The organism is Demequina rhizosphaerae (assembly GCF_000971255.1).
GTDB lineage: Bacteria > Actinomycetota > Actinomycetes > Actinomycetales > Demequinaceae > Demequina > Demequina rhizosphaerae.
In genome coordinates this window covers 178,922-194,467 of the sequence record NZ_BBMC01000003.1, presented here as the reverse complement: position 1 = coordinate 194,467, position 15,546 = coordinate 178,922, and the positions used below count along the sequence as shown (strand labels likewise).

Sequence of the window (15,546 nt, the reverse complement as noted above, 5' to 3'; positions counted from 1 at the left end):
CGCGCCTCACACCGGACGCGTGTGATCGAGCGCCGCGTGCGCCATCGACTCGAGCCTCGACAACGCGCGCAGGTACTTCTTGCGATAGCCGCCGCGCATCATCTCCGGCGTGAAGACCTCGGTGAGCGGCACGCCCGAGGCCGCCACCACCGCGTCGCGGTCGTACAGCCGGTCCACCAGCGCCACCACGCGCAGCGCCTGGTTCTGGTCGGCGAGCGGCGCGACCTCGCGGATCGCGAGCCGCTCGACCCCGGACACGTACGCCCCGTACCTGGACGGGTGCACGTTCACCAGGTCGGCCACGAGCGCGTCCCACGCCACCGCAGCCCCGCCCGGCCCGGCCGCCAGCTCCTCGAGCAGCTCGGGCGACGCCGGCGCGGGGAAGTCGAGCGATCCGCGGTGCCGGTAGTCGGGGCCGTCGATACGCACGGTCTGGAACACCCGGGCGACGGCCTGGATCTCGCGCTGGAAGTCGTCGGCGGCGAAGCGGCCCTCGCCCAGCGCGTCGGGCAGCGTGTTGGACGTCGCCGCGACGCAGGTCCCCGCGTCGGTGAGCTCGCGCATGAGGCGCGCCATGATGAGCGTGTCGCCCGGATCGTCGAGCTCGAACTCGTCGATGCACACGACCGCGAACGCCGACAGCGCCTCGCGCGCCTTCGCGAAGCCCAGCGCGCCCACCAGGTTGGTGTACTCGACGAACGTGCCGAAGGCCGCGCGGGAGGGCCCGAGCGCGTGCGCGAGCGACGCGAGCAGGTGGGTCTTGCCCACGCCGAAGCCGCCGTCCAGGTAGAGCCCGGTGCCGTTCCCCCGCCGCGTCCGGAAGCGCCGCAGGTGCGGGGCCGCGAAGCCGCGCACCTCGGCGAGCGCGGCGCCCTGCGACGGGTGCGCCGGATCCGGCACGTACGTGTCGAACGACGCGGACGCGAAGTGCGGCGGCGGGACGAGCGCGGCGATGAGCTGCTCGGGGGCGACCTCGGGCCTGCGCCCGACCAGCTCGATGCTCACCCGCCCCACCCTAGAGGCCCGCGCCGCACGCGACGAAACCCGTGCATCGTTCCCGGAGACGCCGAACGGGGCGCCGGCCGCAGCCGACGCCCCCCCCCGGGAGCAAGCAGAGGAAGGCCTACGCCTCCACCTCGGACCGGTCGCCCGACCACAGCGTGTGGAACGTGCCTTCGGCGTCCACGCGCTTGTAGGTGTGCGCGCCGAAGAAGTCGCGCTGGCCCTGGATGAGGGCGGCGGGCAGACGCTCGGCACGGAGCGAGTCGTAGTACGACAGCGACGACGAGAACGCCGGCGCCGGCACGCCCGTGAGCGCGGCCTGCGCGACCACGCGGCGCCACGCGCCCACGCCGTTCGCGATCGCGTCCGAGAAGTACGGGTCGACGAGCAGCGTCGGCAGGTCCGCGTCGCGCGTGAACGCGTCCGTGATGCGGTCGAGGAAGCGGGCGCGGATGATGCAGCCGGCGCGCCAGATCTTCGCCATGTCGCCGAGCGTGATGTCCCAGCCGAACTCCTCCGAGGCGGCGCGGATCTGGTCGAAGCCCTGCGCGTACGCGACCACCTTCGAGGCGTACAGCGCGAGGCGCACGTCCTCGATGAAGCCCTCACGGTTGTTGATGTGGAAGTCGCCGGTCGACGCGGTGAGCACGTCGCGCGCGGCCGCGCGCTGCTTGACCTGCGACGAGATGGCGCGCGCGAAGGTCGCCTCGGCGATGCCGGTGACGGGCACGCCCAGGTCGAGCGCGGACTTCACGGTCCAGCGGCCGGTGCCCTTCTGTCCCGCCTCGTCCTTGATGACGTCGACGAGCGCCTTGCCGGTGCGCGCGTCGGTCTGGCGCAGCACCTCGGCGGTGATCTCGATGAGGAAGGACTCGAGGTCGCCCTGGTTCCACTCGGCGAAGATGTCCGCGATCTCGGCGGGCTCGAGGTCGAGGCCGGTGCGCAGCAGGTCGTACGCCTCGCCGATGAGCTGCATGTCGGCGTACTCGATGCCGTTGTGCACCATCTTGACGAAGTGGCCGGCGCCGTCGGGGCCCACGTGCACGCAGCACGGGGTGCCGTCCTCGGCCTTGGCGGAGATCTTCTCGAGGATCGGGCCGAGCGTCACGTACGACTCGGCGGGGCCGCCGGGCATGATCGACGGGCCGAGCAGCGCGCCCTCCTCGCCGCCGGAGACGCCCGAGCCGACGAAGTGCAGGCCCTGGGCGGCGAGGTCCTTCTCGCGACGCATCGTGTCCGTGTACAGCGCGTTGCCCGCGTCGACGATGATGTCGCCCGGCTCGAGCAGCTCGGTCAGCTGGCCGATGACGGCGTCGGTCGGGCCGCCCGCCTGCACCATGATGACGACGGTGCGGGGCACCTGGAGCGACGCGACGAAGTCCTCGAGCGACTCGGAGCCGATGAACTCGCCCTCGTCGCCGTGGTCCTCCAGCAGCGAGTGCATCTTCTGCGGAGAACGGTTGTGCACCGCCACCGTGAAGCCGTTGCGGGCGAAGTTGCGAGCCAGGTTGCGACCCATGACCGCGAGGCCGGTCACACCGATCTGAGCGAGCGCCATCGTCTCCATCCTTCGAGAGGGTTCGGGGATACGCGCCCAGCCTAGACGCTCGCGCCGAGCGTGGCGTACGCGCCCGCTGCCAGGCACGGGGCATAGGCTCCGTTTATGGCCAGCGACCTCAGCGAGGCGCCCGCGGACTTCCGCGAGGCGCTCCTGTCGCTGCGCGACGCCCCCACGCACCCGTCCGTCCACCTCACCGAGGTGCCCGCCCCCCACCGCATCGCGCCCTACGCGGCGGCGATCAGCGGCGAGGTCGAGGGCCAGGACGCGTCGGGCCGGTTCGTCATCCTCCACGACCCCGAGGGTCAGGCCGCCTGGGAGGGGACGATGCGCATCGTCGCCCTCGTGAAGGCGTCGGCCGACCCGGAGGTCGGCAGGGACGAGCTGTGGGGCGACGTCGCGTGGTCCTGGCTGTCGGACTCCCTCGGGGGCGCGCCCCACCGCGCGCGCGGCGGTACCGTGACCAAGGTGACCTCGACGTCGTTCGGTGAGATGGCCGACCGACCGGACGAGGTCAGCATCGAGCTACGGGCGTCGTGGACGCCCACCACGACCGATCTGGCCCCGCACATCGCGGCGTGGACGGATCTCATGGCCGCGTGCGCCGGCGTCCCACCGACGCCGGAGGGAGTGCGCACGCTGCCGGGAAGGACCCTGTGACCGAGCCGACCGCCGCGTCGTCCCCGGAGGACGATGCGCCCGCCGCCATCCCGCTGACCGAGCCCGAGGACGGCGTCCCGCCGATCATCGACACCCCCGAGGCGCTCGCCGAGGCGTGCGAGGCCTTCGCCGCCGGCACGGGCCCCGTGGCCGCCGACGCCGAGCGCGCCTCCGGCTTCCGCTACGGCCAGGGCACGTACCTCGCGCAGTTCAAGCGCGCGGGCGCGGGCATCGCCCTCATCGACACCGCGGCGCTGCCCGACCTGTCGAGCTTCGGCGAGGCCCTCGGCGACGCGGAGTGGGTGTTCCACGCCGCGAGCCAGGACCTGCCCGGCATGCGCGAGCTCGGCATGACGCCGGCCAAGGTCTTCGACACGGAGCTCGGCGCGCGCCTGCTCGGCTGGCCGCGCGTGGGCCTCGCCGCGGTGGTCGAGCGCGAGCTCGGCTTCGCGCTCGCCAAGGAGCACTCGGCGCAGGACTGGTCGACGCGTCCGCTCCCCCACGACTGGCTCGTCTATGCGGCCCTCGACGTCGAGGTGCTGCTCGACCTGCGCGACCGCCTGGCCGCGCACCTCGAGGCCGCCGGCAAGCTCGAGTGGGCCGAGCAGGAGTTCGAGGCCGTGCGCCTCGCTCCCCCGCCCGAGCCCCGCGAGGAGCCGTGGCGCCGCACCTCCGGATCGCACCAGGTGCGCGACCAGCGCGGCCTCGCGATCGTCCGGTCGATGTGGGAGGCCCGCGACAAGGAGGCGCGCCGCCGCGACGTCTCCCCCGGCCGCGTCCTGCGCGACCAGGCCATCGTCGCCGCAGCGATCGCGAAGCCGACGTCGCTCGACGCGCTCATGGGCGTCCGCGAGTACCAGTCGAAGGGCACCAAGCGCCGCGCGCCGCAGTGGTACAAGGCCGTCGAGGAGGCCATGACCCTGCCCGACAAGGCGCTGCCGTCGCGGCGCGCGCCCCAGGGCGACGGACCGCCGCAGCAGCGGGTGTGGAAGGAGAAGCGGCCCGAGGCCTTCGCGCGGCTCACCGCCGCCCGCGACCGCATCGCGACCCTGGTCGAGCGCCACGAGATCCCCGCCGAGAACCTCCTCCAGCCCGACGCGCTGCGCCGCACCTGCTGGGAGTACGCCGACGGCGGCGAGGAGTGGATCCGCTCGTTCCTCGCGGGCCGCGGCGCCCGCGCGTGGCAGATCGACCTGGTCACTCCCGAGCTCGTGGCCGCCTTCGCCGAGGCGCACGTGCCGTCGGAGGGCTGATCCGCCGGATCATTCTGCCGCCAACCCCGAATGGGTAGATGGTGGTCGCTTTCGCGGCTTCCCTGAGCGTCGCGGGTAGATGGTGGTCGCCCCGCCGGAGCGAACGACAACCACGTACCCATGAGGCGCCAGGATCTCGGCAGACCGACGACCACCTACCCATTCGGGGGTGGGGCGCTTCGCGGGGTGGGGCGCTTCGCGGGGCGGGGCGCTTGGCCGGGCCGGGCGCCCCGGGTCAGTCCTGCTGGAGCTGCGCGAGCGTGTCCGCGGCGATCGCCGACGGGTCGAGGCCCAGATCGTCGATGAGCTGCGCGCGCGAGGCGTGCTGGAGGAACTCGCGCGGGATGCCGTGGTGCGCCCACTCGGCGTTGAGGCCCTGGAGCCGCGCGTAGTTCGCCCACTCCTGGCCGATGCCCGCGTCCGTGAGGCCGTCCTCGACGGTCACCACGAGCTCGGCGCCGCCGATCAGCTCGGACAGCCCCTCGGGCACCGGGTGGACCCAGGTCGCCGTGGCGGCGAGCGTGTCGATGCCGTCGGCGGCGATCTTGTCGGCCGCCTCGATCGCGGTGCCGGCCATCGAGCCGAGGCCCACGACCACGACGCGCGGGGCGTCGCCGTGCTCGGCGAGCACCTCGAGGCCGCCCACCGCACGGATCGCCGGGATGGGGTCGCCGACGGCGCCCTTGGGGTACCGCACCACCGTGGGCGCGTCGTCGACGTCGAGCGCGTCGCGGAAGGCCTGGCGCAGCGTGTCCGCGTCGCGCGGCGCCGCGAGCTGCAGGCCCGGCACGTGGCGCAGCAGCGCCATGTCCCACATGCCGTTGTGGCTGGGCCCGTCGTCGCCGGTGAGCCCGGCGCGGTCGAGCATGAACGTCACGCCCGCCTGGTGCAGCGCGACGTCCATGAGCACCTGGTCGAAGGCGCGGTTGAGGAACGTCGCGTACACCGCGACGACCGGGTGGAGGCCCGCATAGGCGAGGCCGGCGGCGCTGGTGACGGCGTGCTGCTCGGCGATGCCGACGTCGATAACCCGCTCGGGGTACGCGTCCGCGAACGGCTGGAGTCCCACCGGCGCGAGCATCGCGGCGGTAAGGGCGACCACGTCGGGGCGCTCCTCGGCGACCGCGACGATCTCGTCGGCGAACACGCCGGTCCAGCCGAAGCGCGACGGCTCGATCGGGAGGCCGGTCTCGGGGTGGATCTTGCCCACCGCGTGGAAGCGGTCCGCGGCATCCTGCTCGGCGGGCGTGTAGCCGCGCCCCTTCTCGGTGAGGACGTGGACGATGACGGGGCCGGCGAAGTCGTGCGCCTGGTGCAGCGCGCGCTCGACCTGCGGGAGGTCGTGGCCGTCGATGGGGCCGATGTACTTGAGGCCGAGGTCGGCGAATACCCCGTCGTCGGTGAGCAGCCCCTTGAGCGCCCGCTTGGTGTGCATGACGGTCTGATACGTCCAGCCGCGCACGGGGCCGCGGTCCTGGAACGTGCGCTTGCCCCAGCCGAGGAACTCCTCGTAGCGACGGTCGGTGCGGATGCCGTCGAGGCGGCGCGCGAGGCCGCCGATCGTGGGCGCGTACGAGCGGCCGTTGTCGTTGATGACGACGACGACCCGGTCCTGCGACGCGCCGAGCGAGTTGAGGGCCTCCCACGCCATGCCGCCGGTGAGCGCGCCGTCGCCGATCACGGCGATCGTGCTGCGCTCGCCCTCGCCCTTGAGCGTGTGGCCGCGCGCGATGCCCGCGGCCCACGACAGCGCGGTCGACGCGTGCGAGTTCTCCACGATGTCGTGGACGCTCTCCTGGCGGGCCGGGTAGCCGGCGAGGCCGCCGCGGCGGCGCAGCGACGTGAAGTCCTGGCGCCCCGTGAGCAGCTTGTGCACGTAGGACTGGTGGCCGGTGTCGAAGACGATCGAGTCGTGCGGCGAGTGGAACACCCGGTGGATGCCGATGGTGAGCTCGACGACGCCCAGGTTCGGACCCAGGTGGCCGCCCGTGCGCGACACGTTGTCGACCAGGAAGTCGCGGATCTCAGCGGAGAGCTCCGCCAGCTCCTCGTAGGTCAGCCCGCGGAGATCCCGCGGCGACCCGATGCGCTCCAGCACCCGTTGCTCCTCACTGCCGTTGACGTTCCACTGTACGGCCTTCCGGTCCCGACGCTCGGCGACGCCGTCCCGCGCGGGCGTGCCGCGCATCGTGCCGAGACGATGCGCGGGGCCGGCCCGCCCCAACGCCCGCGGCCCCGCCCGGCGACGCGCGCCGGACGGGGCCGTTCGGGCCTGGGACCTGCTACGACACCAGCGAGCGCAGCACGTACTGCAGGATGCCGCCGTTGCGGAAGTAATCCGCCTCGCCGGGGGTGTCGATGCGCACCACGGCGTCGAACTCGACGACCGAGCCGTCCGCCTTGGTCGCCTTCACCGGCAGGGTGCGCGGGTGCTCGCCCGCGGAGAAGGCCGCGACGCCCGCGATGTCGAACGTCTCCGTGCCGTCGAGGCCGAGCGACGCGGCGCTCTCCCCCGCCGGGAACTGGAGCGGAAGGACGCCCATGCCGATGAGGTTCGACCGGTGGATGCGCTCGAAGCTCTCGGTGATGACCGCGCGGACGCCCAGGAGGCGGGTGCCCTTGGCGGCCCAGTCGCGCGACGAGCCGGAGCCGTACTCCTTGCCCGCGAGCACCACGAGCGGCACGCCGGCCTCCTGGTAGGCGACCGAGGCGTCGTAGATGCTGGTCTGCTCGCCGGTGAGGTGGTTGAGCGTGAAGCCGCCCTCGACCACCGAGCCGTCCTCCTTCTGGAGGAGCAGGTTCTTGAGGCGGATGTTCGCGAACGTGCCGCGGATCATCACCTCGTGGTTGCCGCGGCGCGAGCCGTAGCTGTTGAAGTCGCGACGCTCGACGCCGTGCTCGGCGAGGTACACGCCCGCGGGGCTGTCGGCCTTGATCGAGCCGGCCGGCGAGATGTGGTCGGTGGTGACCGAGTCGCCCAGCAGCGCGAGCACGCGGGCGCCCGCGATGTCCTTGACCGGCTCGGGCGTGAGCCCCATGCCCTCGAAGTACGGGGGCTTGCGCACGTAGGTGGAGTCGTCTGCCCACTCGAACGTCTTGCCGGCGGGCGTGGGCAGGTTCTGCCAGCGCGCGTCACCCGCGAACACGTCCGCGTAGTCCTTCTCGAACATCTCCTGCGTGATCGACGAGCCGACGATCGCCTCGACCTCGGCGGCGTCGGGCCAGATGTCGCGCAGGAACACGTCGTTGCCGTCCGCGTCCTGGCCGAGCGGGTCGGCCTCGAAGTCGTGGTCCATCGTGCCGGCGAGCGCGTACGCGATGACCAGCGGCGGCGACGCGAGGTAGTTCATCTTCACGTCGGGGTTGATGCGGCCCTCGAAGTTGCGGTTGCCGGAGAGCACCGAGACGACCGCGAGGTCGTTGTCGTTGACGACGTCCGAGACCTCCTGCGGCAGCGGGCCCGAGTTGCCGATGCACGTGGTGCAGCCGTAGCCCACGAGGTGGAAGCCGAGCGCCTCGAGGTCGGGCCACAGCCCGGCCTTCTCGTAGTAGTCGGTCACCACCTGCGAGCCGGGCGCCATCGACGTCTTCACCCACGGCTTGGAGGTGAGGCCCTTGGCGTTGGCGTTGCGCGCGAGCAGCGCGGCGGCGAGCATCACCGACGGGTTCGACGTGTTGGTGCACGACGTGATCGACGCGATCACGACGGCGCCGTGGTCGAGCGCGGTCTCGGTGCCGTCCTCGAGCGTGAGCGGCACGTGCTTGTGCGGGCGCGTCTTCGTCGCGACGGACGACGCGGCGGGGGCCGGCTCGTCCGCCTCGCCCGCGTGGGCCTCGGCGGCGATCGGGTCGGAGGCCGGGAAGGTCTCCTCGACCGACTCGTCGAGCCCGTGCATCTCCTCGTGCTGCGCGTAGTCGAGGATCGAGCGGCCGAACGACGCCTTGGCCGCGGTGAGCTCGATGCGGTCCTGCGGGCGCTTCGGGCCCGCGATCGACGGCACCACCGTCGACAGGTCGAGCTCGATGTACTCGGAGTACGCGGCCTCGCGCGACGGGTCGTGCCAGAGGCCCTGCTCCTTGCAGTAGGCCTCGACGAGCGCGACCTGGTCCTCGGAGCGGCCCGTGAGGCGCAGGTAGTCGACCGTGACGTCGTCGATCGGGAAGATCGCGGCGGTCGAGCCGAACTCGGGGCTCATGTTGCCGATGGTCGCGCGGTTGGCGAGCGGCACCGCGCCCACGCCCTCGCCGTAGAACTCGACGAACTTGCCGACCACGCCGTGCTTGCGGAGCATCTCCGTGATGGTGAGCACCACGTCGGTCGCGGTCGCGCCGGCCGGGATCTCGCCGGTGAGCTTGAAGCCCACGACCTTGGGGATGAGCATCGACACGGGCTGGCCGAGCATGGCCGCCTCGGCCTCGATGCCGCCCACACCCCAGCCGAGCACGCCGAGGCCGTTGATCATCGTGGTGTGCGAGTCGGTGCCCACGCACGAGTCGGGGTACGCCTGGGTCGTGCCGTCGGCCTCGCGGGTCATGACGCCGCGCGCGAGGTACTCGAGGTTGACCTGGTGCACGATGCCGGTGCCCGGCGGGACCACCTTGAAGTTGTCGAAGGCCGTCTGCCCCCAGCGCAGGAACTGGTAGCGCTCGCGGTTGCGCTCGTACTCGAGGTCGGTGTTGCGCTCGAGGGCGTCGCCGCGGCCGAAGATGTCGATGACGACCGAGTGGTCGATGACCATCTCGGCGGGCGCCAGCGGGTTGATGACGGTCGGGTCGCCGCCCAGCTCGCTCACGGCCTCGCGCATCGTCGCGAGGTCGACCACGCAGGGGACGCCGGTGAAGTCCTGCATCACCACGCGCGCCGGCGTGAACTGGATCTCGGTGTCGGGGTCCGCGGTGGGCTCCCAGCCCGCGAGCGCGCGGACGTGGTCGGCGGTGATGTTCGCGCCGTCCTCGGTGCGCAGGAGCGCCTCGGCGAGGATCTTGAGCGAGTACGGCAGGCGCTCGAGCCCTGGAACCGCGTCGAGTCGGAAGATCTCGTACTGCTTCTCGCCAACGTTCAGCGTCGACTGGGATCCAAGGGTGTTCGCGCTCATGCGTCTCCTCCGTGGTTCGGGGTCTCCCGGCGATGGGTCTGGGGCCATCCTAGCCACGCGTGCACCGCTGCCGATGCACGGACGATGCGGCCCGATCCCTGGCCCGATGCCGCCGTCCGGGAGCGCCCGGCCGCCCGCCTCAGCGCACGAACGTCGCGACCGTCTCGACGTGGTGGGTCATGGGGAACAAGTCGAAGGCCTGCGCCTCCTCGAGCGCGTACCCGTGATGAGCGAGCAGCGCCGTGTCGCGCGCGAGCGCCACCGGGTCGCACGCGACGTACACGAGCCGCGGCGCCCCCACGGCGGCCAGCGCGTCGACGGTCTTGCCGCCCGCGCCCGAGCGCGGCGGGTCGAGCACGATCGCCTCCGGCGCCTCCGGACCCGCGTCGAGGTACGCCCGGGTGTCGCCGTGGACGATGCGCGCGTCCGGCAGGCCGTGCACGTTGCGGCGGGCGTCGCGCGAGGCGCGCGCGTCGGCCTCGACCGAGGTGACCTGCCGGCCCGCGGACGCGAGCGCCACCGTGAACAGGCCCGCGCCGGCGTAGAGGTCGAGGACCGTGCGGGCGTCGCCGAGCCGGTCGAGCACCGCCTCCACGAGCACGGCGGGCGCCTCGCGGTGCACCTGCCAGAACCCCTCGACGTCGACCTGGTAGGTCCACTCGCCGCGGTCCGTCGCGACGGCCTCGCGCACGCGCCGCGGCGCGTTGTCGCGGTGGTCGGGTCGGCCGCCGCGCCACGGGGTGCCGTCGACGACGAGCCGGGCCGCCTCGCCGCCGGGGGCCACACCCATGACGTGCGCCCCGGCCGGATAGCGCGTGCCCAGCAGCATCTCCTCGAGCGGCGGCGCCGCGATCGGCAGCGCGGACAGCGCGCGCAGCTCGCGCGAGCGGTGGACGTGCATCGAGGCGCGCCCGTCGGGGCCGGCCACGGCGGTGACCCGCGTCCGGTAGCCGAGGCCGCCGCGCTCGTCGTCGCCCGGCGCGGCGTGCACCTCGCCCGGGAAGTCACGGTCGGCGAACCTCAGGAACGCCTCGCTCAGCACGTCGTGCTTCCAGCGGCGCTGGGCCGGGAGCGCGACGTGCGCGAGCTCGCCGCCGCCGACGCCGCCGGGTCCGGCCTCGGGCCACACCGACTCGACGCGGTCGGGCGACGCCTCGAGCACCTCGACGGCGTCCGCGCGCCACAGCCGCGCATCGTCCCCCGCCTCGGTGAGGCGCGCCCGCACCACCTCGCCGGGCAGCGCGTGCCGCACGAACACGACGCGGCCCTCGTGACGGGCCACGCAGTGCCCGCCGTGCGCGACGGCGCCGATCTCCAGCACCAGGTCAGCCACGGCTGGTCGCCTCCTCCACCTCGTCCTCCACGGGCGACACCCGCGGGAGCTCGCGCGTGAACGCGGCCCCCTCGACGGTGTCGAGCGAGGACTGCAGGTGCCACGGCACCGCCGCGACCACCACGCGCGGGATCGACATGAGCCGCGAGCGCAGCCGCAGGGTCGCCCTGTTGTGGAGGAACCTCTCCCACCAGCGTCCCACGATGTACTCCGGCACGTACACGACGACCATGTCGCGGGGCGACACGCGGTGGATCGAGCGCACGTGCTCGAGCACGGGTCCCACCATGTCGCGGTACGGCGAGTCGAGGATCACCAGGGGCACGCCGAGGCGCAGCTCGCCCCACTGTCGCTGGAGCTCCTTGGTCGCCCTCGGGTCGACCTGGACCGCGACGGCCTCGAGCGACGAGTGGCGCGCGGCCTTCGCGTACGCGATCGCGCGCAGCGCGGGCCGATGCAGCTGGGCGACGAGGACGATGCCATGGGTCGCGCTGGGCCGCGACGAGGCGCGGTCGTTCGGCTGGATGGTGAGCTGGCGCTTCACGTCGCCGTAGTGCGAGTGGATGCCGCGCATGAGCAGCACGAGGCCCGCGACGAGCACGAGCGCGAACCATGCGCCCGCCGCGAAATTGAAGACGGCGATGACGCTCCAGACCGCGGCGGCCACGATCGCGGCCGCGACGTGCAGGACGCGGGTGCCCTTCATCCGCATGCGCGGCCGGCCGGTGGGCTCGATCGCGATGCGCGCGCTCTGGAGCCGCACCATCGCGAACTGGCTCAGCACGATCGCCGCGAACGCGCCGATGAGGTACATGTGCACGAGCTGCTCGAGGCGGGCGCCAGTGGCGACCACGATCACCGCGGACGCGCCCGCGACCCACAGCACGCCGCCCCGGAACACGAGCCGCTCGCTCTGCTGCGACAGCTGGCGCGGCAGGTACGAGTCGCCCGCGAGGAACGACGTGAGGCGCGAGAAGCGGCGGAACACCGTCGACGCGGCGGCGTAGAGCAGCGCGACCGAGGGGATCGCCACCACCCAGACCGTCCAGCCGGCCTCGAAGATGCGGTCGGTCGCCTGCAGCAGGACGGGACCCGACTGCCAGCCCGACACGCGGTAGCGCCACACCATGAGGGTGACGGCGAGGAACGCGGCCGCGCCGGTCAGCACCGCGAGGATGAGCGTGCGGCCCGCGCGCTTCGCCCGCGGCTCGGCATGCTCGGGCGCGGACGACGCGAGGTGCTCGATGCCGGTGAGCATGACCGCGCCGGAGGCGATCGCGCCCGCGAACGCGATCGCGGACGACCAGGTGGGCTCGGGCGGGTTCGTCGGCGGCACCACGTCGCCGCGGCTCGCGCCGAAGGCGATGACGAGGCCGATGACCAGCAGGAAGCCGAACCACACCACGAGCATCACCCGCGCCCGCTCCCGGATGCCGCGCAGGTTGGCGAGCGTCATGACGGCGATCGCCGCGACCGCCACGGTGGTGTGCCGGTCCCCCACGGCCGGCACCACGTACGCGACGAACTGCGCGATCGCCGCGACGGACACCGCGACGGTGAAGATGTAGTCGACCAGCAGGGACGCGCCGGTGATGAGGGCTGCGGTGGGGCCGAGCTTGTCCGACACGAGGCCGTAGTCGCCGCGCTCGTCGGGACGCTTGCGCACGTTGGAGCGGTAGGCGAAGCCCAGCAGCACCATGATCGCGACGACCGCCAGCGCCATCACCGGCAGGGTCGACTGGACGCCGCCCTTGCGGAGCGCGTCGACCACCGCGTCCGGCGCGTACGCCACGGTCGACAGCAGGCTCGCGCCGAACACCGGCAGCGCCAACCGCGTCTTGAGCCCGACGCGCTGGGCGCGCTCGGTCGCGATCGGTCGCCCGAACACCAGCAGTTTCAGTCCCTCGAGAAACCCTCGCACGTCGCACCATCCTAGGCTCAAGGGGTATACCGTGGGTTGCCGTGCACATCGTGATCATGGGCTGCGGCCGCACGGGGGCGACGCTGGCGACCGAATTCGAGGCCCGCGGCCACACCGTCGCGGTGATCGACCAGTCTGGAGACGCCTTCCGTCGGCTTCCCCCCACCTTCGAGGGACAACGCATCACCGGCATCGGTTTCGACCGCGACACGCTCGTCTCCGCGGGCGTCGAGGACGCGTACGCGTTCGCCGCGGTCTCCGACGGCGACAACTCGAACATCCTGGCCGCGCGTGTCGTGCGCGAGACGTACGGGATCGACAACGTGGTCGCCCGCATCGCCGACTTCGGACGCGCCGAGGTGTACCGCCGGCTCGGCATCCCCACCGTCGCGCCGGTGCCGTGGACCGCCGCGCAGATCGTCTCGCGCCTGCTGCCGGGCGGCTCGGACGCGCTGTACGACGACCCGAGCGCGGGCGTGAGCCTCAGCCGCCTCCCGCTCGACTCGGGCTGGGTGGGCCACCGCTACACGGAGCTCGAGCGCCGCGCGGGCGCCCGCGTCGCGTACCTCGTGCGCTTCGGCGAGCCGCTGCTGCCCGACGCGGACTGCCTCGTCCAGGAGGGCGATGAGGCCTACTTCACGATGGTGCCCGCCACGGGCGCCGACCCGGCCCGCGTGACGGGCCGTTCCCCGGAGGTGTCCCAGTGAAGGTCATGATCGCGGGCGCAGGCTCGGTGGGGCGCTCGATCGCGCGCGACCTGCTCGAGCACGGCCACGAGGTGCTGCTCGTCGACTCGAACCCGGCGGCGATGCGCGTCGCCCAGGTCGCCGAGGCGGAGTGGATGCTCGCGGACGTGTGCGAGATGTCCGCGCTGCGCGACGCGCAGGTGGAGACGATGGACGTCGTGGTGGCCGCGACGGGCGACGACAAGGCCAACCTCGTCGTGTCGTTCCTCGTGAAGACCGAGTTCGGCGTGCCGCGCACCGTCGCGCGCGTCAACAACCCGCGCAACGAGTGGATGTACGACGCGCAGTGGGGCGTCGACGTGGCCGTGTCGACGCCGCGCATCATGACCGCGATGGTCGAGGAGGCGGTCGCCATCGGCGACCTCGTCCGCGTCTTCACGTTCCGCCAGTCCGGCGCCGCCATGGTCGAGGTGACGCTGCCCGCATCGTCCCCCGTCGTGGGCGTGCCGCTGAGCGAGATCCAGTGGCCCGTCGACATCGTGCTCGCCTGCATCATCCGCGGCGACCGCACCATCGCTCCTACCCCGGACGACACGCTCGAGGCTCACGACGAGCTGCTGTTCATCGTGTCGTCGGAGGCGGATCCTGAGTCTCTCGAGCAGCTCCTGCGTCGCGGGCCAGCAGCCATACGCCCCACAGCGTGAGGGCGAACAGCGGCAGCCCCATCGCGAGCTTCGCGGTGCCGAGCGCGGCGACCGCGCCGGCGAGGTAGAGCGGCACCTGCACGAGCAGGCGCAGCGCGAACATGCCCGCGAGGACGGCGGACGCCAGCTGGTAGCGGCGAAGCTCCGCGCGGTCCGCGCGCCAGTGGGTGCCCTCGCCGCGGATGAGGCCCACCACGATGCCGACCACCGGCCAGCGGACCGCCATCGAGACGAGGATGCCGGCGAGGTACGCGGCGTTGAGCCACAGGCCCGGCACGAAGTACCCGGAGGCGTCCCCCGCGCGCCAGGCCCAGATCGCGCCGATGACGACGCCGACCGCGCCGGACACGGCCTGCACGACGGGCGTGCGCTGGACGAGCCGGATGAGGACGAGCACCGCCATGACGGCGCCCGCGGCGATCACGGGGATGCGGAAGCCGCCCCACAGCAGGTAGGCGGCCACGAAGACGATGCCGGGCAGCGAGGACTCGACGAACCCGCGCCAGCCGCCGATCGCCTCGTGGAGGTCGAAGGTCTCCCCGCCCAGCAGGCGCGCCGCGCGGCTGTCCGCGACGGGCTGCTCGCCGCTCATGCGCTCGGGACGAGCTCGTAGCGGGGGTTGTACAGGCGCGGGAGCGCGTCGGTCTCGCACACGCGGCCCTCGAGGCTGAGGTGCGTGCCGGGCGCGATGCCAGGCACCTCGCGGCGGCCCATGAAGATCGCGTCGATGCGGCCGGTGCCGTCCTCGAGCCGCACGGTGAACGCCGGCGGCGCGTCGGACGGCTCGACCTGGATCGCGACGACGCGGCCCGACACGCGGGCGATCCCGCGGGGCGTGACCTCCGCGATCGCGATGGTCGGCGTGTCGGTCACTTCGCGGCCGCCGCGATGGTCACGCCGGTCGAGCCGAAGCCGCCGTCGCCGCGGTGCGAGCCCGGCAGGGCCTCGACCGCGACGAACGCGGCGTGCTCGACGCGCTGGATGACCAGCTGGGCGATGCGGTCGCCACGGGACAGCGTGACGGTCTCGCGCGGGTCGGTGTTGAGCAGGGTCACGGCGATCTCGCCGCGGTAGCCGGCGTCGACCGTGCCGGGCGCGTTGACGATCGTCACGCCACGCTTGGCCGCGAGGCCGGAGCGCGGGTGGACGAACGCGGCGTACCCGTCCGGCAGCGCGATCTTGAGGCCGGTGGGGACGGTCGCCCGCTCCCCCGGCTCGAGCGTCACGTCGATGCGGGTGGTGATGTCCGCGCCCGCGTCACCCGGGTGGGAGTAGTGCGGGAGCGGCACGTCCGGCTCGGTCGTGCTGACGAGGATCTCGAGGTCGGCCATGC

At 73.0% G+C, this 15,546-nt stretch carries 13 protein-coding genes; 4 read left to right on the top strand and 9 right to left on the bottom strand.

Annotated elements, in window-relative coordinates; translation table 11 throughout:
• Window positions 1-6 precede the first annotated feature (6 nt).
• On the bottom strand, window positions 7-1,005 hold the full coding sequence (gene zapE, locus AOM07_RS04590) for a cell division protein ZapE (RefSeq protein ID WP_062311624.1): 999 nt from the start codon (window positions 1,003-1,005) through the stop codon (window positions 7-9).
• A 118-nt stretch (window positions 1,006-1,123) separates the two neighbouring features.
• Complete coding sequence (gene gnd, locus AOM07_RS04585; RefSeq protein ID WP_228374380.1) at window positions 1,124-2,560, bottom strand: NADP-dependent phosphogluconate dehydrogenase; 1,437 nt, start codon at window positions 2,558-2,560, stop codon at window positions 1,124-1,126.
• Window positions 2,561-2,665: 105 nt separating this feature from the next.
• Here gnd and AOM07_RS04580 point away from each other — a divergent pair, with 105 nt between their 5' ends.
• Both AOM07_RS04580 and AOM07_RS04575 read left to right on the top strand, forming a co-directional pair.
• Window positions 2,666-3,220 (top strand): DUF3000 domain-containing protein, encoded by a 555-nt coding sequence (locus tag AOM07_RS04580; protein WP_062311622.1) that lies wholly within the window; start codon window positions 2,666-2,668, stop codon window positions 3,218-3,220.
• Entirely contained in the window at window positions 3,217-4,473 is a 1,257-nt protein-coding gene (locus AOM07_RS04575) for an HRDC domain-containing protein (protein ID WP_062311621.1), read from the top strand. Before AOM07_RS04580 ends, AOM07_RS04575 begins: the two co-directional genes overlap by 4 nt.
• A 235-nt stretch (window positions 4,474-4,708) precedes the next feature.
• Here AOM07_RS04575 and dxs read toward each other — a convergent pair whose 3' ends face one another.
• The 4 genes from dxs to AOM07_RS04555 form a co-directional block, all read right to left on the bottom strand.
• Window positions 4,709-6,661 (bottom strand): 1-deoxy-D-xylulose-5-phosphate synthase, encoded by a 1,953-nt coding sequence (dxs, locus tag AOM07_RS04570; protein WP_084830108.1) that lies wholly within the window; start codon window positions 6,659-6,661, stop codon window positions 4,709-4,711.
• Window positions 6,662-6,755: 94 nt separating this feature from the next.
• Entirely contained in the window at window positions 6,756-9,569 is a 2,814-nt protein-coding gene (gene acnA / locus AOM07_RS04565; protein ID WP_062311619.1) for an aconitate hydratase AcnA, read from the bottom strand.
• Between the two features lie 139 nt (window positions 9,570-9,708).
• Window positions 9,709-10,902 (bottom strand): class I SAM-dependent RNA methyltransferase, encoded by a 1,194-nt coding sequence (locus AOM07_RS04560; protein ID WP_062311618.1) that lies wholly within the window; start codon window positions 10,900-10,902, stop codon window positions 9,709-9,711.
• A complete protein-coding gene (locus AOM07_RS04555) occupies window positions 10,895-12,823 on the bottom strand; it encodes an APC family permease (RefSeq protein WP_169748128.1) in 1,929 nt (642 codons plus the stop codon). The genes AOM07_RS04560 and AOM07_RS04555 overlap by 8 nt, the downstream gene beginning before the upstream one ends.
• Before the next feature lie 41 nt (window positions 12,824-12,864).
• Between AOM07_RS04555 and AOM07_RS04550 the strand changes: the two genes are divergently transcribed.
• The gene (locus AOM07_RS04550; protein ID WP_062311616.1) at window positions 12,865-13,530 is read left to right on the top strand and encodes a potassium channel family protein; all 666 of its coding nucleotides are present in this window, start codon (window positions 12,865-12,867) and stop codon (window positions 13,528-13,530) included.
• Complete coding sequence (locus AOM07_RS04545) at window positions 13,527-14,213, top strand: potassium channel family protein (protein ID WP_062311615.1); 687 nt, start codon at window positions 13,527-13,529, stop codon at window positions 14,211-14,213. The genes AOM07_RS04550 and AOM07_RS04545 overlap by 4 nt, the downstream gene beginning before the upstream one ends.
• Here AOM07_RS04545 and AOM07_RS04540 read toward each other — a convergent pair.
• Genes AOM07_RS04540 through dut form a run of 3 tightly spaced genes read right to left on the bottom strand, consistent with a single transcriptional unit; the run spans window position 14,131 to window position 15,544 of the window.
• Complete coding sequence (locus tag AOM07_RS04540; RefSeq protein WP_062311614.1) at window positions 14,131-14,805, bottom strand: DUF3159 domain-containing protein; 675 nt, start codon at window positions 14,803-14,805, stop codon at window positions 14,131-14,133. The genes AOM07_RS04545 and AOM07_RS04540 overlap by 83 nt on opposite strands.
• On the bottom strand, window positions 14,802-15,086 hold the full coding sequence (locus AOM07_RS04535; protein ID WP_062311613.1) for an OB-fold nucleic acid binding domain-containing protein: 285 nt from the start codon (window positions 15,084-15,086) through the stop codon (window positions 14,802-14,804). The genes AOM07_RS04540 and AOM07_RS04535 overlap by 4 nt, the downstream gene beginning before the upstream one ends.
• Window positions 15,083-15,544, bottom strand: coding sequence for a dUTP diphosphatase (gene dut, locus AOM07_RS04530; protein ID WP_062311612.1), 462 nt, complete (start codon window positions 15,542-15,544; stop codon window positions 15,083-15,085). Before dut ends, AOM07_RS04535 begins: the two co-directional genes overlap by 4 nt.
• Window positions 15,545-15,546: the final 2 nt, after the last annotated feature.